At 69.8% G+C, this 18,925-nt stretch carries 15 protein-coding genes; 2 read left to right on the forward strand and 13 right to left on the reverse strand.

Features of this window, described 5'->3' with window-relative positions:
• Positions 1–87: 87 nt before the first annotated feature.
• Positions 88–3,510, reverse strand: a complete 3,423-nt coding sequence (locus tag RHOOR92_RS0101870; protein WP_027484916.1) for a glycosyltransferase — start codon at positions 3,508–3,510, stop codon at positions 88–90.
• A gap of 159 nt (positions 3,511–3,669) precedes the next feature.
• The gene (locus RHOOR92_RS0101875) at positions 3,670–5,109 is read right to left on the reverse strand and encodes a hypothetical protein (protein ID WP_027489423.1); all 1,440 of its coding nucleotides are present in this window, start codon (positions 5,107–5,109) and stop codon (positions 3,670–3,672) included.
• Positions 5,110–5,218: 109 nt separating this feature from the next.
• Between RHOOR92_RS0101875 and RHOOR92_RS0101880 the strand changes: the two genes are divergently transcribed.
• Positions 5,219–5,980, forward strand: a complete 762-nt coding sequence (locus tag RHOOR92_RS0101880; protein ID WP_037114678.1) for a YdcF family protein — start codon at positions 5,219–5,221, stop codon at positions 5,978–5,980.
• 106 nt (positions 5,981–6,086) lie between these two features.
• Here the strand turns inward: RHOOR92_RS0101880 and RHOOR92_RS0101885 are convergent, their stop codons facing one another.
• The 3 genes from RHOOR92_RS0101885 to RHOOR92_RS0101895 form a co-directional block, all read right to left on the reverse strand.
• Positions 6,087–7,517: an aldehyde dehydrogenase family protein gene (locus RHOOR92_RS0101885; protein ID WP_027489425.1), complete on the reverse strand. Its 1,431-nt coding sequence runs from the start codon at positions 7,515–7,517 to the stop codon at positions 6,087–6,089.
• Between the two features lie 138 nt (positions 7,518–7,655).
• A complete protein-coding gene (xseA, locus tag RHOOR92_RS0101890; RefSeq protein ID WP_027489426.1) occupies positions 7,656–9,026 on the reverse strand; it encodes an exodeoxyribonuclease VII large subunit in 1,371 nt (456 codons plus the stop codon).
• Positions 9,027–9,122: 96 nt separating this feature from the next.
• The gene (locus RHOOR92_RS0101895; RefSeq protein ID WP_037114680.1) at positions 9,123–10,589 is read right to left on the reverse strand and encodes a phospholipase D-like domain-containing protein; all 1,467 of its coding nucleotides are present in this window, start codon (positions 10,587–10,589) and stop codon (positions 9,123–9,125) included.
• A gap of 54 nt (positions 10,590–10,643) precedes the next feature.
• On the opposite strand from RHOOR92_RS0101895, the gene RHOOR92_RS0101900 reads away from it, so the two are divergent.
• Positions 10,644–12,599, forward strand: a complete 1,956-nt coding sequence (locus tag RHOOR92_RS0101900) for an acetyl-CoA hydrolase/transferase C-terminal domain-containing protein (RefSeq protein WP_027489427.1) — start codon at positions 10,644–10,646, stop codon at positions 12,597–12,599.
• Between the two features lie 18 nt (positions 12,600–12,617).
• Here the strand turns inward: RHOOR92_RS0101900 and ccoS are convergent, their stop codons facing one another.
• The 8 genes from ccoS to RHOOR92_RS0101940 form a co-directional block, all read right to left on the reverse strand.
• A complete protein-coding gene (gene ccoS / locus RHOOR92_RS0101905) occupies positions 12,618–12,812 on the reverse strand; it encodes a cbb3-type cytochrome oxidase assembly protein CcoS (RefSeq protein WP_015447962.1) in 195 nt (64 codons plus the stop codon).
• On the reverse strand, positions 12,809–15,070 hold the full coding sequence (locus RHOOR92_RS0101910) for a heavy metal translocating P-type ATPase (RefSeq protein WP_027489428.1): 2,262 nt from the start codon (positions 15,068–15,070) through the stop codon (positions 12,809–12,811). Before RHOOR92_RS0101910 ends, ccoS begins: the two co-directional genes overlap by 4 nt.
• Positions 15,067–15,309 (reverse strand): hypothetical protein, encoded by a 243-nt coding sequence (locus RHOOR92_RS0101915; RefSeq protein WP_015447960.1) that lies wholly within the window; start codon positions 15,307–15,309, stop codon positions 15,067–15,069. Before RHOOR92_RS0101915 ends, RHOOR92_RS0101910 begins: the two co-directional genes overlap by 4 nt.
• Positions 15,293–16,201, reverse strand: coding sequence for a cytochrome-c oxidase, cbb3-type subunit III (gene ccoP, locus RHOOR92_RS0101920; protein WP_007508064.1), 909 nt, complete (start codon positions 16,199–16,201; stop codon positions 15,293–15,295). The genes RHOOR92_RS0101915 and ccoP overlap by 17 nt, the downstream gene beginning before the upstream one ends.
• On the reverse strand, positions 16,198–16,380 hold the full coding sequence (locus RHOOR92_RS0101925) for a cbb3-type cytochrome c oxidase subunit 3 (protein ID WP_007508068.1): 183 nt from the start codon (positions 16,378–16,380) through the stop codon (positions 16,198–16,200). Before RHOOR92_RS0101925 ends, ccoP begins: the two co-directional genes overlap by 4 nt.
• Complete coding sequence (gene ccoO, locus RHOOR92_RS0101930; protein WP_007508070.1) at positions 16,377–17,039, reverse strand: cytochrome-c oxidase, cbb3-type subunit II; 663 nt, start codon at positions 17,037–17,039, stop codon at positions 16,377–16,379. The genes RHOOR92_RS0101925 and ccoO overlap by 4 nt, the downstream gene beginning before the upstream one ends.
• 127 nt (positions 17,040–17,166) lie before the next feature.
• Positions 17,167–18,633 carry a cytochrome-c oxidase, cbb3-type subunit I gene (gene ccoN, locus RHOOR92_RS0101935; protein WP_007508072.1) on the reverse strand — a complete coding sequence of 489 codons (1,467 nt, stop codon included), beginning with the start codon at positions 18,631–18,633 and terminating at the stop codon, positions 17,167–17,169.
• 64 nt (positions 18,634–18,697) lie between these two features.
• Positions 18,698–18,919, reverse strand: a complete 222-nt coding sequence (locus RHOOR92_RS0101940; RefSeq protein ID WP_007508074.1) for a hypothetical protein — start codon at positions 18,917–18,919, stop codon at positions 18,698–18,700.
• Positions 18,920–18,925 lie beyond the last annotated feature (6 nt).

Below are 18,925 nucleotides of genomic sequence, written 5' to 3' on the forward strand. Positions count from 1 at the left end.
GAGGTGGCCAGGAGGTGTCCAGCGTGAATGGCAGCCGATCCACGCCCCTTCAACGAATACCGTTCCAGCCCTTGATTGACAAGGGTTTCAGTGTCCGCTGCCATCCTGCGTATTCACCGTCGCCTTGCGCTCCTGCTTGCCCCAGCCCACCGACGGTCCCTTGATGGCGGTCCAGACTGAGCGCACCACCACGTAGTACATCAGCTGGCGGTAGCCGAAGCGCTGCAGGACCAGCCACCACAGCAGGCTCCATTTCTCCTTCTTCTCCATCGCGAAGGCGAGCGCCGAGGCGCCCAGGTCGACCGCCATGAAGGCGGCGTAGAACGCCAGCATGCGCAGCAGGTTGGTGTCGTCGAACTGGGCGCGATGCTGCAGGTAGTCCATGCCGGTGCTGACGATCTGCCAGACCAGCACCAGGTCGACCAGCGGCGACACCACCGAGAACAGGATCTGGAACAACCACACCTGCGGCAAGGCCACCATGCCGAGCGCGCCGTAGCGCGGATTGAAGGTGGTGTCGCGGTGCTTCCACAGGCATTGCAAGGTGCCGTAGGCCCAGCGGAAACGCTGGCGGGCGAGGCCGCGGGCGGTATCGGGCGCTTCGGTCCAGGCGATCGCCTCGGCATCGAACAGGGTGTGGTAGCCGGCTTTCTGCACCGCGATGGTCAGGTCCTGGTCTTCGGCCAGGGTGTCGGCGGGGAAACCGCCGAGTCGCTCCAGCGCCTCGCGCCGCCAGGCGCCGACGGCGCCCGGCACCACGGTGATGGCGCCCAGTGCGGCCAGTGCGCGGCGTTCGAGATTCTGCGCGGTGATGTACTCCAGCGCCTGCCACAGCGTGATCAGGTTGATGCGGTTGCCGACCTTGGCGTTGCCGGCCACGGCGCCGACCTTAGGGTCGGCGAACCAGCGCACCAGCCGCGAGATGGTGTGCGGCTCGAACTGGGTGTCGGCGTCCAGCGCCACCACCACCGTGCCGTTCGATTCGCGCAGCGCGGTGTTGACGGCGTGCGCCTTGCCGCCGTTGGGGATGCTGATCAGCCGCACGCGCGGCTCGGCGGCGTAGTGCTCGCGCACCACTGTGGAAGTGCCGTCGGTGGAGCCGTCGTCGACCACGATCACCTCGAGATTGGCGTAGCGGCTCTTGAGGATGCGGCGGATCGAGCTGGCGATCACCTTCGCCTCGTTGTAGGCGGGGATCAGCACCGAGACCAGCGGCGGATCGTCCGGCAGGGTCGGCGGCGCGCGCCGGCGCTCCTGCCAGCGGTTGACCAGCGCCAGCACGCCGAGTAGCAGCAGGCGGGCCACGCCCAGCGCGATCGTGGTGGTCAGCAGCCAGTTGATCAGGTGGCCGAACCAGCCCAGCGCAAGGAACACCGAGCGGTCGGCCCAGCGCGACAGCGAGCCGGGCGGCAGTGGCGGCATGCTCTGCTCGCGGGTGAGCCCGGCCAGCTCGGACACGGTGACGAAGTCGTAGCCCCGCGCGCGCAGGCCGTCGATGATGCGCGGCAGCGCCGCGATGGTCTGCGAGCGCTCGCCGCCGGCGTCGTGCAGCAGCACCACCTGGCCGGTGCGCTCGGAGTTGCTGGCGGCGACCTGGCCCAGCACGTTGTCGACGATCTTGTCGACGCCCGGGCGTTGCCAGTCCTCCGAGTCGACGTGCAGACCGACCGAGATGTAGCCCATCTTCTGGGCGATCCCGATCGGCACCAGCTCGTCGGCGGTGGTCGGCTCGGCGTCGCCGAAGTAGGGTGCGCGGAACAGCCGCATCGAGCGGCCGGTGAGCGCCTCGAACAGGCGTTGGGTGGCGTTGAGCTCCAGCGACACGATGCCGGGCGGGGTGTCGCCGAGGTTGGGGTGGGTGAAGGTGTGGTTGCCGACGTCGTGGCCTTCGGCCACCTCGCGCTGCACCAGTTTCGGCGACATCTCGGCGCTGGCGCCGATGATGAAGAACGTCGCCGGCACGTGCTTCGCCTTGAGGATGTCGAGGATCTGCGGCGTCCACTGCGCGTCCGGGCCGTCGTCGAAGGTCAGCGCGATCTTGTGCGGCAGCGTGCCGGCGCGGCGGATCACGTAGGAACTGGGCAGCGCGCTGTAGTTTTCGTCGTCGATGCTGCCGTCGTTCTTGTCCACCTCGATGCTGCGCGCGCCGGGCGACGGCTGCGCGGCGATCTCCAGCACTTCGCCCTGGCCCTGGATGTCGATGTCCTCGCCCTGGCCGATCGTGCGCAGCGCGTCGGGTGCGGCGGCGCCGTAGGGGCGGCCCAGTACCGACCACACCGACGGGTCCTCCGAACCCAGCCGCCACAGCGAGTAGCCGTAGGGCCGGTAGTCGTCGGCGGCGTGGATCTGGTTGAAGGCGGTGACGCCGTCGAGGAACCAGACCTGGTGCGTGCTGCCATCGTCCTCGCCGTAGGAGAAAGTCGGGTTCTGCGTGTCCGGGTCGAACGTGATCACCGCCTGCGCGTCGCTGGCGCGGTCCATCGCGTCCTGGAAGGTCAGCGCCTCGGCGTTCTGCCCGTGCGACCAGTCGTAGCCGTAGCTACCGATCGCCACGATCACCTGGTTGGGGTCGAGCACCTTCATGCGCTGGTCGAGCGTGTCCTCGAACCAGTCCTGGGCGGCGACGCTGCCGGGGTCCTTGCCGGCCCAGTGCTGGTCGTAGGCCATCAGCAGTTCGAAATCCACGATGTCGGCGTAGCCGGCGTAATCCCAGTCGGCGTCGTCGAACGGCACCGACAGCACGATGCCCCAGCCGTGGGGATCGAACGCGTCGTTGAGCTCGCTGAGGAAGGCCTTCAGGTCCTTCTGCGAGGCGGCGGGCACGTCCTCGAAGTCGATGGTCACGCCCTGGAAGTGGTTGGCGTCGAGGAAGGCGACGATCTGCGCGATGCGCGCCTGGCGCACCGCCGGGTCGGCCAGCATGCGCGCCAGGCCGGGGCCGTCCCAGGCCATGTTCACCATGTTCTGCAGCAGCGGCAGGATCGGCGTGGACGGCTTCTGCGCGCGGATCAACTTCAGTGCCTTGGCATCGATGTCGGTGTGCAGCGCCATGTCCGGGCCGGAAACATGCATCCACGAGGGAATGACCCAGTCCAGCGTGGGCAAGGCGCGTTTCAGCGAGGGGTAGCTGCTTTCGTCCCAGTTGACGTAGAAGCCGATCGCCAGCGGCCGGCCGGCCGGCTTGTCCAGCGACGGCGGCGGCACGTGCGCGGATGTCTTGCCGGCGTGGGTGCGCGGCGGATGCAGCAGCTTCTGCCGGGCGCGGACCTCGGCGGCCAGCCGCGCCGCCGGCTTCAGCAGTTCGGGCGCCGCCGCCTTCACGTTGGCCAGCGCGTGCCGGGTACGGTTGTGCTCGCCGATATGCAGGCCGCTCATGCTGGGCCACACGAACAGGCTGGCCGCGCAGGCCACCACGAACAGCGTGCTGATCACCGCGGCGGCCAGCGCCAGCCGCGAGACATGGCTGGCCCGCCGGCCGGTGGGGTCGAAGAAGATCGGTTTCTTTTGCATGCTGGGGTCGGTTCGGCGAACGCTGTGTTGCGCGGCTCTGCGTGGGTCCCGGCGCCGTCTTGGCTGGGCGCGGCGCCGGGATGCGCAGTATCGCCGATGCGGAGCCTGCCACGCGGCTGACCGGCAAGGACGGTCAGCCGGCGTTGCCCATTCGCCGGTTCAGCCGATCACCGGTCCGGCCACCGGCTTGCTGAAGTCCTGCGGCGTCAGCGTCTGCGTCAGCCGGAACACGCCTTCGTGGATCTTGCGCGGCAGCACCACGTCGAGCACGGTGCTCTGGTGCGGGCCGAGCAGGGCGAACAGGTCGTCGCCGGCGGCGCTTCGGGCCAGCGCATGGTGGACCAGGCCGGCAAGGTCCACCGGCTGCACGCTGGCGCCGTAGGGCCGGTGGCTGGCGACGGTGGCACGCAGCGTCTTGCGGCTGTTGCGCGGGTCGGCCACGCGGTCGTCGCCGGCGAGCAGGCTGTGGTCGAGGAACAGCGAGATGGTGGTGCGCTGTTTCGAGTTGGCCTGGCGGTCGAGCAGGAAACCGTCCGGCAGCAGGTCGGGGCTGGCCTGGCTGCCTGCGGTGAGCAGGAAACCGGCGCCGCTCAGCGGTTCGCCGGCTTCGTCGGCGAGCCGCACGATCAGCAGGCTGCGCGGGTCGTGGATGTGCACGCGCGGGGCGAACGGTCCGGCCGGCTCCAGTTCCACCTTGTCGGCGTCGCGCGCGGCGTTCTCGCGCTCGAAAACGTCGCACAGGCTCTCGTAGTCGTCGGCGCTTCGTACCCCGAGGCAGCGCAGGATCGCCTGCACGGTGGCTGGTGCGGCGCTGGCCATGATGCCGCGCTCGTCGCCGGAATGGGCTGCGCCGGCGATCAGCTTGAACGCGCAGCGCGGGCCGCGGCTGAGGGTAAGTGCCAGCATGTCGAGGCCGCCGGCGCTGGTGGCCTGCGGCGACAGCACGGCGTGATGGGCGTTGAGGTTGGCGGCGGCGATGCGCACCACGCCGTCAGAACCGTCCTCGCCGGTGTAGCTGTTGAGGTGGTCGTACAACTGGCGGTCGGGGCGGTCGCCGGTCAGCACGAACAGGAATTGCCCGCGCTTCACCGGGTCGTCGCTGTGGATGTAGTCGAGGTTGAGCGACAGCGATGCGGCACTGCCCAGTTCCAGCCAGTCGAGGATGCGCTGCCCCGGCTCCACGCCGCCGAACCAGGCCTTCAACCGGCCAAGCAGGCCCTTGCCCAGTTGCGCCAGCGCCGAGCCGAAGTTCGCCGGCGCCAGCATCACCAGGTGGCTGAGCTTGATCGTGCTGTAGGTGGCCGGCTTGTCGCGCTGTGCGCGCAGCCATTCGCGTACCACCGGGCCGCCAGTGGAATGGGTGATGCAGGCGAAGCTGGCGTCGAGCAGGTGCAGGTCGCGCAGGGCGTGGTCGAACGCGCGCACCAGGTCGGGCATGGTCACCGCGTCGTCGAAGCTCACGTATTCGGACAGCCAGAGGTCGGCCAGGGTCAGCGTGAGGCCGGCGGCGGACGCCTGCTGCTGCAGCTGCCGTGGCAGCTGGCCGTAGGTGGAGGTGTTGGTGACGCTCCAGCCGTGGACGAAGACGAGGGTGGTCATGGCTCAGCTCCGGTGCAGTGGTCCGGTCCGACGAACGCGAGCGGCTCGTGCCCGCGCGGCGCATCGGCATAATGGCACCCGTGCCCCGTCATCTCCACCGGCCTTGCCCATGACCCTGAACGTGTTGCTGATCCTGATCGCGCTGGCCGTGGTGCTGTCGCGCCTGAAGTGGCGCCGCTGCAGCCGCGTGCTGCTGGGATCGGCGCTGATCCTGCTGCTGGCGGTCGGCTGCGGGCCGGTGCCGCGCTGGCTGCTGGCGCAGCTGCAATCGGGCCAGGCGACGACCGCATCGATCGACTGGGGCCAACGCAACGCGATCGTGTTGCTGGGCGCCGGCACCGTGCGCGTGGCCGGCAGCGGCGAGGTCGAGCCCAGCCTGTTCGCCTACGGGCGCATCGGCAAGGCGGCACAGCTGTACCGCGCATGCCGGCAGGCCGGGCGCGAGTGCAGGATCGAGGTGAGTGGCGGCGACGCGCGCGGACTCGGTCGGCCCGAGGCAATCGTCTATGCCGGCGATCTGCAGCGGCTCGGCGTGGATGCCGCCGACCTGCTGCTGGAGTCGCGCAGCATGAATACCTGGCAGAACGCGCAGTTCAGCGGCCCGCTGCTGCAGGCGTACGGTGCCGACCGCGTGCTGCTGGTGTCGTCCGGCTTCCACCTGCGCCGCGGCACGCTGTACTTCGCCCACTTCGGCATCCATGCCGTGCCGGTGCCGGCCGATCACGTCGACGGCGTGCGTTCCTGGCTGCCGCTGTCGTACAACTTTGCCATGGCCGACCTGGCCCTGCACGAGTACGCCGGCATCGTGCGCTACCACGTGTACGACGCGATGGGTTGGAACGTGCAGGCGACGAAACCTGGCGCGCTGTAGGGCGGGCACTGCCCGCCGGCTCTTTGGGGCGATGGATCGACGGGCATTGCCCGCCTTCGTGGCTGGTACGACGCGGCGGGCGGGGGGATGCAGCACGCTCCCGCAATCAGGACTCGCGCATCACCATCAGGCGGGTCTCGCTCATGTCCTCGATCGCGTAGCGCACGCCCTCGCGGCCCAGGCCGGACAGTTTCACGCCGCCGTACGGCATGTTGTCCACGCGGAAGCTGGGAATGTCGTTGACGATCACGCCGCCCTGTTCCAGTTCGTTCCATGCGCGCATCGCGTGGGCGAGGCTGTCGGTGAAGATGCCGGCCTGCAGGCCGTAGTCGGAATCGTTGACCATCGCGATCGCCTCGTCGAACCGCCGGAACGGGGCGAGCAGGGCGAACGGGCCGAACGCCTCCATGCGATTCGCCTTGGCGTCGGCGGGCACGTTTTCCATCAGGGTGGCGTCGAGCATGTTGCCATGGCGCTTGCCGCCGCAGAGGATCCTGCCGCCGGCCTGCTTCGCCTCCAGGATCCAGCCGTGCAGGCGCTCGGCGGCGGCCTCGTCGATCATCGGGCCGAGGAACACGCTCCTGTCTTTCGGGTCGCCGGCCTTGAGCTTCTTCGTGGCGGCGACCAGCTTGCGCTTCAGCGCATCGTAGATGTCGGCATGCGCGTAGATGCGCTGCACGCCGATGCAGCTTTGGCCGGACTGGTAGAACGCGCCGAACACCAGCCGCTGCACGACGTGGTCGAGCTTGCCGTCCTGGTCGGCGTCGACGATGCACGCCGCGTTGCCGCCCAGCTCCAGCGTCACCTTCTTGTGCCGGGCGCGCGCCTTCAGCGCCCAGCCGACCTGCCCGCCGGTGAACGAGAGCAGCTTGAAGCGCGGGTCCTCCACCAGCGGTGCGGCGTGCGCGCCATCCAGGGTGAGGATGGAGAACGCGCCCTTCGGCAGGTCGGTCTCGGCCAGCACCTCGCCGATGATCAGCGCGCCGATCGGGGTCTTCTCCGACGGCTTCAGCACGAACGGGCAGCCGGCGGCGATCGCCGGCGCCACCTTGTGCGCTACCAGATTCAGCGGAAAGTTGAATGGCGTGATGAACGACACCGGCCCCAGCGGCACGCGCCTGGTGTAGCCGTGATAGCCGTCCAGACGGCTGGCCAGTTCCAGGTTGATCGTCTCACCGTTGATGCGCACCGCCTCCTCGGCGGCGATGCGGAACGTCTCGATCAGCCGCGTCACTTCGCCGGCGGCATCCTTGATCGGCTTGCCCGCCTCGATGCACAGCGCCTCGGCCAGCTCGTCGCGGCGCTCGGCGAAGCGCGCCGCGCAATACTGCAGCACCGTCTGCCGCGCCCACGGCTTGAACTCGCGCATCGGCTTCGCGGCATTCACTGCGGCGGCGATGGCCTTCTCGACGGCCTTGGCATCGGGCACGGCGACTCGGGTGGCCAGCCTGCCACTGTACTTGTCGCGCACCTCTAGCATCGTCTTCGACGCCTGCGGGCGGTTGGCGAGGTAGTAGGGGTAGCTCTTGTTCAACATGGCGCTTGCCTGCGGCTGCGATCCGGCAAGCATAGGGCGTCGTGGCGTTCAGGGCTCGTGAGCTGCCGCCATCCATCATTGCGCTAACGGGCTAGACCCGTTCATTCTGACCAACGATCAAAGCGGGGTCAGGCGCACTTACCCGCGTGACTTCGCAGGCCGACACTCCTCCACCCGCAACCCCAGCTCCCCGTCCACCAAGCGCGCCCGCAGCGCGTTGCCGGGCTCAACACCCTGCACCGAACGCAGCACCTGGCCGTCGGCGTCGAACAGAATGGCGTAGCCGCGTTCCAGCGTGGCCAGCGGGCTGACCGCGTGCAGCGCATGGCCGGCGTGGCGCAGCGTGGTCTGCCGGCGTTCGAGGATTTGCGCGATCGCGCGGTGCAGGCGCAGCTGTTGTTCGTTCAGCCGGCGGGTAAGCAGCGGCAGTCGCGTGCGCGGGTGTTGCGCCAGCAGGCGTGCGTGCAGGCGGTCGAGGCGCGCGCGGCGTTGGTGCTGCGCTTCGCGTAGCACGCTGGCCAGGCGCAGGCGCAGGTGCTGCAGCCGTTCGCGGTCGCGTTGCAGGCGTGCCTGCGGGCGTTGCGCCTGCAACCGCGCCAGCAGATGGTCGACGCGTTGCGACTGCGCCTGCAGCCGGCGTTGCAGCAAGGTGGCCAGGCGCTGCTGCAGCTGCCGCAGGTGGCGATCGACCGCCACCGCGTCGGGCACCAGCAGCTCGGCGGCGGCCGATGGCGTGGGCGCGCGCAGGTCGGCGACGAAGTCGGCGATGCTGAAGTCGATCTCGTGGCCCACCGCGGAAACCACCGGCACCGCGCTGGCGTGGATCGCGCGCGCCACCGCTTCCTCGTTGAACGCCCACAGGTCTTCCAGCGAGCCGCCGCCGCGGGTCAGCAACAGCACGTCGTAGCGTGCGCTGGCCGATGTCTTGCGCAGCATCGCCACGATCGCCGGCGGCGCCTCGCGACCCTGCACCGGCACCGGCAGCACTTCGACCTCGGCCAGCGGCCAGCGCCGCCCCAGCACGCTCAGTACGTCGCGCACGGCAGCGCCGGTGGCCGAGGTGATCACGCCGATGCGCCGTGCGTAGACGGGCAGGGCACGCTTGCGCGCCGGGTCGAACAGGCCTTCGGCGTCGAGCCTGGCCTTGAGTTGCTCGAACTCGCGCTGCAGCGCGCCTTCGCCGGCCGGTTCCATGTATTCCGCGACCAGCTGGAACTCGCCGCGCGGCTCGTACAGGCCGACCCTGGCACGCAGCAGCACCTGCATGCCGTCGACCGGGCGGAAGCGCAGCGCGGATGCCTTCATCCTGAACATGGCGCAACGCACCTGGGCGCCGCTGTCCTTCAGGGTGAAGTACAGATGACCCGATGCGGGCTTGGCCACGTTCGAAAGCTCGCCCTCGATCCACACCAGCGGCAGCGCGTCGCCCAGCAGGTCGCGCACCAGCCGGTTGAGCGAGCTGGGGGTCAGCACGTGGCGTGGCGTGGTGTCGTCGAACGGCGCGGACATAAGGGCGCGAGCCTAACATGCGCGTCGTATCAAGTTGTGAGAAAACATCCGCTTGACACGGGAAGCGCAGGGAAAGCCTCAAGAAGCAAGGCGGCCTCAGTCGTCGCCTGCGTCGCGCCGTTCGCGCCAGCGGCGCCTGCGCACACGCCAGCTGCGGATGGCCAGGTTCAGCGCAAACCAGGCGGCGAGGGCGCCGAAGGGCCAGCCGATCCACGCCGGCCACACGAAGGCGACCGCCGCCAGCACGACGAGCACGAGCGTACCGATCGCCAGCGGCGCGCCGCCAGTGTCGTCGAGCACGCGCCGGTTGGCCAGCGCGGCACCGACGCTGTTGGCGATGCGCAGCGCGCCGGCGGCGGCACGGCCGGAGCTGCCGCCGGCATGGCGCACGTGCGGCGGCCGCGCCTCGCGGCGGCGCACCCGCTCACGGCCGCCGCTGCCGCGCCGGCGGCGACGCGAGGCCAGCACGATCTCGGTGGCATTGCCCAGATCCTGTTCGTATTGCGCGGCGAGCTGGCCGGCGAAGCCCGCGTCCTCGACCGCCACGTCCAGTTCGCGGTTGCCGAGCCAGCTGGCGATGTTGAGGTTGGACGAGCCGACCCGCGCCCACTGCCCGTCGGCGACCGCGGTCTTGGCGTGCAGCATCGAGCCGTTCCATTCGAACACGCGAATGCCGGCCTTCAGCAGCGGCCGATAGCCCGAGCGCGACACACCGGCCACGATCGGGATGTCGCTGCTGCCGGGCACCAGCAGGCGCACGTCCACGCCATCGCGCGCGGCGGCGACCAGCGCCTGCACGTACGGCGCGAGGCCCACGAAATAGGCGTCGGTGAGCCACAGCGTCTTGCGTGCCATCGCCGCGATCAGCTGGTCGAGCCGGTACGTCCCGGCGGTGGAGGGCTGGGTGGCGATCAGCCGCAACGACACGTTGCCGGCCGGCACGGCTGGCTCTGCCGCGGCGGCGAGTTGACGCAGTGCCACACCGGTCTCGCCCCAGCTCTGCGCGAACGCGGCTTCCAGCTCGGCCACTGCCGGGCCACGCAGGGCCACACCGGTGTCGCGCCATGGCGGCACGCCGCGTGCCGGGTCGCCCAGCCACTTCGCGCTGATGCACACGCCGGACAGGAAACCGAGCACGCCGTCGACCACCAGCAGCTTGCGATGGTCGCGGCTGACCCAGCCCAGCGGCTCGCCCAGTTGCAGCGGATTGAACACACGCACCTCGCCCCCGGCCGCGCGCAGCGGCGCCCAGAACGCACCGCGCGACTGGCCGAGGCAACCGAGCCAGTCGACCACCACGGCGACGAACACGCCCGCCTGGGCACGTTCGACCAGCGCATCGCGGAAGGCGCGTCCGACCTCGTCGTCGCGGATGATGTAGTTCTCCAGCAGCACGCGCTGGCGTGCGCCGCAGATGGCCGCCAGCCAGGCTTCGTAATGGGCGACGGCATCGATCAGCAGGTCCACCGCGTTGCCATTGAGCAGCGGTGCGCCGGCGGCGCGGCTCAGCGCCTGTTCGGCCAGCAGGCGGCTCGGGGTGGCGGGGATCAGTGGCGTGGGCATGGCCCGAGTGTAGGCGATGGCTTGTCGGCGCGCCGACGTCGTGGGGCTTCTGGCATGATCGCGTGCATGCCAATCGAGCATCGCTACGCCGACACCGATGCCTGCGCGCGCGATCTTGCGGACGGACTCGGTCCGCACCTGCGCATCGCCGCGCCGCTGGGCCTGGGCAAACCGCATGGCTTGCTCAACGCGCTGTATCGACTGGTCGCGGCCGATACCGGGCGCTCGATGCGCCTGTACACCGCACTGTCGCTGACCCGGCCGCAGCCGATGCCGGGGCTGGAGCAGCGTTTCCTCGGGCCTTTCCTTGAGCGCCACTTCGGCGCCGACGCGGTCGATCCGCACTACGCGCTGGACCAGGCGCGCGGCGCGCTGCCGGCGAACGTCGAGGTGCACGAGTTCTACCTGCAGTCCGGCGCGCTGCTGCGTTCGGCCAGCGCCCAGCGCAGCTACATCAGCCAGAACTACACCCACGTGGCGCGCGACCTCGCGTTGCAGGACATCAACCTGCTGGTGCAGCTGGTGGCGCGGCGCGAGGGCCCGGACGGCGTGCACTACAGCCTGTCGTGCAATCCGGACCTGACCCTGGATCTGCTGCGCCGGCTGCAGTCGAGCGGACGGCCGCGGCCGCTGTGCGTGGCGGTGGTGCATCCGGAGTTGCCGTACCTGGGCGGCGACGCCGAAGTGGCCGAAGCGTACTTCGACGTGGAGCTGCGCCCGGCCACGTCGCCACCGCTGTTTGCGCTGCCGCGCTCGCCGGTGGGCCTGGCCGAGTACGCGCTGGGCCTGCACGCCAGCGCGCTGGTCAGGGACGGCGGTTGCCTGCAGATCGGCATCGGCGCGCTGTCCGACGCGCTGGTCAAGGCGCTGCTGTTGCGTCAGCACGACAACACCCGCTGGCGCCAGGCGCTGGCGGCGCTGGATCCGGCCGGCGCCACCCGGGTGCTGGCGGAGCAGCAGGGCGGCCTGGCGCCGTTCGAGGCCGGCTTGTACGGCGCCAGCGAGATGGTGATGGACGGCTTCATGCACCTGCAACGCGGCGGCATCCTGAAGCGGCGCAGCTGGGACAACCTGGCGCTGGAGCGCGCGGCGGCGGCAGGTCGCCTGAACCCGGCCACGCCGGGCGGGCACTATCTGCGCGGCGCGTTCTTCCTCGGTTCGCGCGAACTGTACGCGTGGCTGGCCGCCACCGAAGCGGCCGATCCGGACGCGATCGACATGTGCGCGGTCTCCAACGTCAACCAGCTGTACGGCGAGCACCAGGCATTGGCGATGCTGCAGCGGCGCGGCGCGCGTTTCTTCAACACCTGCATGATGGCGACCGTGCTCGGCGCGGCGGTCTCCGACACGCTGGAGGACGGCGCCGTGGTCAGCGGCGTCGGCGGCCAGTACAACTTCGTGGCGATGGCGCACGAGCTGCCTGACGCACGCTCGGCGCTGCTGCTGCGCGCCACCCGCGAGAGCCGCGGCGGGATCGGGAGCAACATCCGCTGGAACTACGGCCAGACCACCATTGCGCGCCACCTGCGCGACATCGTCGTCACCGAGTACGGCATCGCCGACCTGCGCGGCAAGAGCGACGGCGAGTGCGTCGAGGCGATGCTGTCGATCGCCGATGCGCGCTTCCTCGACGCGCTGTGCGCGCAGGCGAAGGCGCACGGCAAGCTGGCCGCGGATTTCGTGGTGCCGGAAGCCTGGCGTCGCCATCGCCCGGAGCATCTGCACGAGGCGTTGGCGCCGCTGCGGCACGAGGGCGTGCTGCCGGCGTTTCCGTTCGGCAGCGATTTCACCGAGGTCGAACAGCGCCTGTTGCCGGCACTGGAATGGCTGAAAGCCTGCAGCGGTCACTGGCGCGGCAGGTGGCGCTTGCTGGGTGCCGTGGTTCGCCCGGGCGACGTCGTGGATGGCGAGAGCGAGGCGCTGGCACGGATGGGCCTGGATGCGCCGGCGAGCTGGTCCGGGCGCGCGCAGCGACGCTTGCTGCAGACTGCCCTGCGCCGCCAACGGTAGAGGGCCGCCGGCGGGCGCCTACGGCGGTTCGGTGGGGTCGTGCTGCGGGGTTTCCGCAGGCGGCGCCGGCTCGGGCGGATCGTCCATCAACGGCAGCTGCGCGGGGCTGTCCAGGTCGTCGAACTGCTGGTGGTTGACTGCCCAGAAGAACAGCCATACCGCGACGATCACCACCAGCAGGGTGACCGGGATCAGCACCAGCAGGATGTTCATGCGCGCAGCTCGCGCGGGCGGGCTGCCGGGCCGGACGCGCCGGAGCGGCCTGCTGCCGTGTCGCCGCCGACGCGCAACGCGTTGAGTATCACCGCCAGCGAACTCAGCGACATGCCGATGCCGGCCAGCCACGGCGGCACCAAGCCGAGCGCGGCGAATGGCACGGCACACAGGTTGTACAGCAGCGACCAGCGCCGGCTCTGCGCCATCAGCTGCCGCGACTGGCGGGCGATCGCGCGGGCGTCGGCGAGGCTGCCCAGGTGGCCGTCCAGCAGCAGCAGGTCGGCATGCGCCTGGGCCAGCTCGGTGCCCGAGGCCAGCGCGGCGGAGACGTCGGCGCCGGCCAGTACCGGGGCGTCGTTGCTGCCGTCGCCCACGGCCAGGGTGGTGTGGCCGTGCTCGCGCGCGGCCTGCAGCCGCTCGAGCTTGGCGGCGGGCGACTGCCGCGCATGCCAGTCGCCGATGTCCAGGCGGGCGGCGAGCGTGGCGACGCGGGGGGCGCTGTCGCCGCTGGCGATCGCGACGGCGATGCCGTCGGCGCGCAACGCGTCGAGCATGCGGCGGGCGTCGGCACGCGGTTGTTCGTCGAGATGGAACGTGGCGATGGCACCTTGCGCATCGGCCAGCAGCAGCGTGTCGGTCACCACCGATGGCGCCGTCTGGCCGGCGAGCGCCAGTGCGAAGTCGGCGCGGCCCAGGCGCAGTTCGCGGCCGTCGATGTCGCCGCTGATGCCGGCGCCGGCATGGACCTGTACCGACTGCGCCTGCAGCGACAGCGCCTGCTGGCGCGCTGCGTCGGCGAGTGCGCGCGCCAGCGGGTGCGAGCTTTCGTGGGCCAGCGCGGCGGCCAGCTGCAGGACGCGGTCGGGCGTGTCGCCGCGCAGGGGTTCGACCGCACGGCGGTCGAGCTGCGGCACGCTGAGCGTGCCGGTCTTGTCGAACAGCGCATAGTCGACCGTGGCCAGCGTGTCCAACGCCTTGCCGTCGGTGACCAGCACGCCGCGGCCGGCCAGCACGCCGAGTGCACGGGTCAGCGTGGCCGGGCCGGCCAGCGCAAACGCGCAGGGGCAGGCCACCACCAGCACGGCGACCGCGGCCTCGAACGCGCGGCCGGGATCGAGCAGCAGCCAGCCCAGTGCGGTCAGCGCGGTGAGCACCAGCACGCGGGCGACGAAGCGGCCGACTTCGCGATCGCTGGGGGCGATCAGCGAACGCGCATGCCGCGCGCGGCTCGCCAGGGCGCCGAGTCGCGCCGCCACGGTGGTGGCGCCGCTGTGCTCCACGCGCAGCTCGGCCGGCCCGGACAGCAGCACGCTGCCGGCGACCAGCCGCTCGCCGCGCAGCCGCTGCAGCGGGCGCGACTCGCCCGACAGCAGCGCCTCGTCCACCTGCGCGCCGGCGCTTTCCAGCACGCCGTCCGCCGGCACGGTGCCGCCTTCGGCGACGTGCACGCGGTCGCCGGACAGCAGGGCGATCGCGGCCACCGTCTCCAGCTCGCCGTCGGCACGGCGTCTCTGCGCCAGCAGCGGGGTGGCGTCGATCGCGGCATCGCCGAGCGCGCCGCTGCGATGGCGCGAGCGCAGTTCCACGTAGCGCCCGCCGAGCAGCAGGAACACGAACATGGTCACCGAGTCGAAATAGATCTCGCCGCTGCCGCGCAGCGTGTTGAACGTGCTGGCCAGGAACACCAGCGCCACCGCCAGCGCCACCGGCAAGTTGATGCCGAGCCGGCGCTGGCCCAGTTCGCGCACGGCGCCGCGGAAGAACGGCAGCGCCGAATAGAACACCACCGGCAGGCTGGTCAGCAGGCCGAGCCAGCGGAACAGGTTGCGCGTGCTGAAGTCGACGAAATCGACCACGCCGATGTAGATCACGAACGCGTAGGTCATCACCTGCATCGAGCACATGCCGGCGACCAGCAGGCGCTTCAGCGCATCGTGCTGTTCCTGCGCCCGGGCGTCGTCGATGCTGTCTTGCTGCAGCGGCTGCGCCGGGCAGCCGGCGATGGCGAAGTTGTCGAGCAGGCTAGGCAGCGATGTGCGTTGCACGTCCCACACCACCCGCACGCGCTGTGCCGGCCGGTCGATGGCCACGCGCCGCACGCCGGGCAACGCGCGAATGCGCTGCTCCAGCCACAGCACCTGGCGTGCGTCGTTCAGGGGTTCGACCCGCAAGGCGACCTCGCTGCAGCCGTCGCGGCGCACGCGCAGCACCTGCGCGGCGAGTTGCGGGTGGGCCCAGGCCGCGTAGGCGTTCATCGTGGCCGATCGGTCGGCGGCCGCTGCTGCGGCGGGCTGGTGCTGCTGTGTGCGCTGACCGGCACGCCGAACACGGTGTGCGAAGTACTCAGCGGCGTGTCGGCGTGGTTCGCGCCGAGCACGATGATCCACACGCAGCCGGCCAGCGACGCTACGAAGACGAACACGCCCAGCCACAGCACCGGCTGGCGATACCAGGCGGATGCGGTGCGGGCAGTGCGGTCAGGGCTTGTCGCCATCGGGCTGGTGCGACAGGTGGTACACGTAGGCCGCGAGCACGCGGATCTGGTCGTCGGACAGGCGCGGGTTCCACGCCGGCATGCGGCCCTGGCGGCCCTCGCCGATGGTCTTCTCGATGTCGGCCACGCTGCCGCCGTGCAGCCAGATGTGGTCGGTGAGGTTTGGCGCACCGAGCGCCTGGTTGCCCTTGCCGTCGGCGCCGTGGCAGGCCGCGCAGGTGGCAAACAGCGGCTGGCCGGCCGCGGCCCTGGCGGCGTCGTGCGGCGAGCCGGACAGGCTCAGCACGTACTGCGCCAGATTCTTCACGTTGTCCGCGCCCAGGCTGGCCCACGGCGGCATCACGCCGCTGCGGCCATCGTGGATCGAGGTGGTGATGTCGTTGCCGCTGCCGCCGTACAGCCAGTCGTCGTCGCTGAGGTCGGGCGCGCCGAGCGTCATGTTGCCCTTCGCGCTGCGCTGGTGGCAGGCCGCGCAGTTGTCCTCGAACAGTACCTTGCCCATCTGCAGCGCGGCGGGGTCGTTGGCCAGTTGCTCCACCGGATACAGCTTGAAGCGCTCGGTCAGCGAGGCACGCCGGGCATCGTTGGCGGCCACGGCGTTCGCCAGCTCGCCGTGCGAGGTCCAGCCCAGTACGCCCCTGAAATTGCCGAAGCCGGGGAACAGCGCCAGGTAGATGAAGCCGGCCACGAACATCGCGCCGGAAAGCAGCACCCACCACAGCGGCAGCGGACGCACGCCCTCGCGCAGCACGCCATGGGCCCAGACGTGGCCGCTGGTGCCGTCGGGCAGGGTGGGGATCTTCGCGCGCGGTCCCCACAGGTACAGGAAGAAGGTGGTGCCCATGTTGAGCACTACCAGGAACATCACCCAAAACGACCATCCCGTGCTCATGGGCGATCCTCCCTGTTGTCGAAAGCGGCTTCGTCTTCCATCGGCAGGTGCGCCATGCGGTCGAACGTGGACTTGTGGTATCTGCGCCAGGCCCAGATCCAGATGCCGATGAAGCTGAACATCATCAGCAGGATGAGCACGCCGGCGAGGTGGCCCCAGACCGGGTTCATCGGCGTCATGGCGTGCCTCCCGTGTCCGCCGATGCGGTGGCCGTGGCGCCCGCCGCATCGGGCTCGTTCTTGATGCCCAGGCCCTGCAGGTACGCGATCAGTGCGTCCATCTCGGTCTTGCCTTCCACCGCGGCGGGCGCGCCGGCGATGTCCGCGTCGCTGTACGGATCGCCGAGCTTGCGCAGGGTGCGCATGCGCGCCTGGATGTCGGCGGCATCGAGCTTCTTGCCGGCCAGCCACGGGTAGGCCGGCATGTTCGACTGCGCCACCACGCTGCGCGGGTTCATCAGGTGCATGCGCTGCCAGTCATCGGAGTACTTGCCGCCGACGCGGGCGAGATCCGGGCCGGTGCGCTTGGAACCCCACTGGAACGGGCGGTCGTAGACCGATTCGGCGGCGGTGGAGAAGTGGCCGTAGCGTTCGGTCTCGAAGCGCAGCGCGCGAATCATCTGCGAGTGGCACAGGTAGCAGCCCTCGCGCACGTAGACGTCCTTGCCGGCCAGTCGCAGCGGGTCGTACGGATGCACGTTCGGCGGCGCCTTCAGCGCATGCGCCTCGACGAACAGCGGGGTGATTTCGGCCAGTCCGCCCAGCGACACCATGATCGCGATGCCGATGCCGAGCAGGCCGGCGTGTTTCTCGATTGCTTCGAAATGCTTGTAGGCCATGGTGTGAGCTCTACTTGAAGAGTGCGGCCATGGATGGCCGCTGTTGGATTTGCCGGGCCGGCTTGCCGCCACGCAAGAGGGATTTGATTGAAGCGGCGATCATGGACGAGCGCATCAATCGGCTCCCTCAACCGGCGGCAGGCAGCGGTGCCGGCACCTGGTGCGGCACGGGTTCGGGTACCGGCACCGGAATCGGCTTGATCAGCCGCGCGCGGGCATCGGCCGCGGTATGCCACAGGTTCCACGCCATGACCCACATGCCGGACAGGATCAGCACGCCGCCCAGCCAGCGGATCACGTACATCGGCTTGATCGCGATCAGGCTGTCCAGGAAGCCGTAGGTGAGCGCGCCGTCTGGCTGGGTGGCGCGCCACATGTGGCCTTCCACGCCACCGGCGGTCCACATCGCACCCACGTACAGCAAGGTGCCCAGGATGTGCAGCCAGAAATGCACCTCCATGCCCTTGTGCGAATACATCTCCGGGCGGCCCAGCGCGCGCGGCGCCATCGCATACAGCGAGCCGATGGTGATCATCGCCACCCAGCCCAGCGAACCGGAGTGCACGTGGGCGATGGTCCAGTCGGTGTAGTGGGTGAACTGGTTCACCGTCTTGATCGCCATCATCGAGCCTTCGAAGGTCGAGGCGGCGTAGAACACCAGCGACATCACCATGAACTTGGCGGCCGGGTCGGTCTTCAGCTTGTGCCAGGAGCCGTTGAAGGTGAGCAGGCCGTTCGCCGCCGAGCCCCAGCTCGGCATCAGCAGCACCAGCGAGAACGCCATGCCGACCGATTGCACCCAGTCCGGCAGCGCGGTGTACATCAGGTGGTGCGCGCCGGCCCACATGTAGACCGAGATCAGCGCCCAGAAATTGACGATCGAGAAGCGGTAGCTCCACAGCGGCTGCTGCGCCTGGCGCGGCACGAAGTAGTACATCATGCCGAGGAAGCCGGCGGTCAGGAAGAACGCCACCGCGTTGTGGCCATACCACCATTGCACCATCGCGTCGACCACGCCCGAATAGATCGGATAGGACTTGAACAGCGACACCGGCAGCGCGAGATTGTTGACGATGTGCAGCAGGCCCACCGCGATGATGAATGCGCCGTAGTACCAGTTCGCCACATAGATGTGCTTGATGCGCCGGCGCGCCAACGAGCCGAAGAACACCACGCCGAAGCTGACCCAGACGATCGCGATCAGGATGTCGATGATCCATTCCGGCTCGGCGTACTCCTTGCTCTGGGTCATGCCCAGCGGCATCGAGACCATCGACAGCACGCAGACCAGTTGCCAGCCCCAGAAGGTGAAGGCGGCCAGCTTCCTGAACGCCAGTCGCGCGTGGCCGGTGCGCTGCACCACGTAATAGCAGGTGCCCATCAGCGCCGAGCCGCCGAACGCGAAGATCACGCCGAACGTGTGGTCGGGGCGGATCCGGCTGAAGGTCAGCCAGGGGATCTCGAAATTCAGTGCCGGCCACATCAGTTCGGCGGCGGCATACACGCCGACCGACATGCCGATGATGCCCCATACCGCCGCGGCCAGCAGGAACTGGCGCACGACCTTGTCGTTGTAATACTCGGTGTTCGGCATGGACGCCCCCGTGAAGATAGCTGCGTATTTTGGCGCGAAGCATGTAACGTCGTCATGACTTCGATCAAGCGCCTGCGGCAATTCGTCCTTCGCCGGCGGCCAGTATGCACCGCGCCGGCCCGGCCGACGCCTGGCCCGCTGGCGGCAGGTGCGTCGGGTCGCCAAGCGTGATGCGCGGAGCGTTTTCCTGCTTGCCGGCGCCGGCGCGATCGGGCTTCCGGCGGGAAACGGTGGTCGATCGGGTATTCTTGGCGTCGTCGTCGCGGGCCATCGCGACCTTGAGCACATCCGG

This window comes from Rhodanobacter sp. OR92, from assembly GCF_000427545.1.
Taxonomy (GTDB): Bacteria; Pseudomonadota; Gammaproteobacteria; order Xanthomonadales; family Rhodanobacteraceae; genus Rhodanobacter; species Rhodanobacter denitrificans.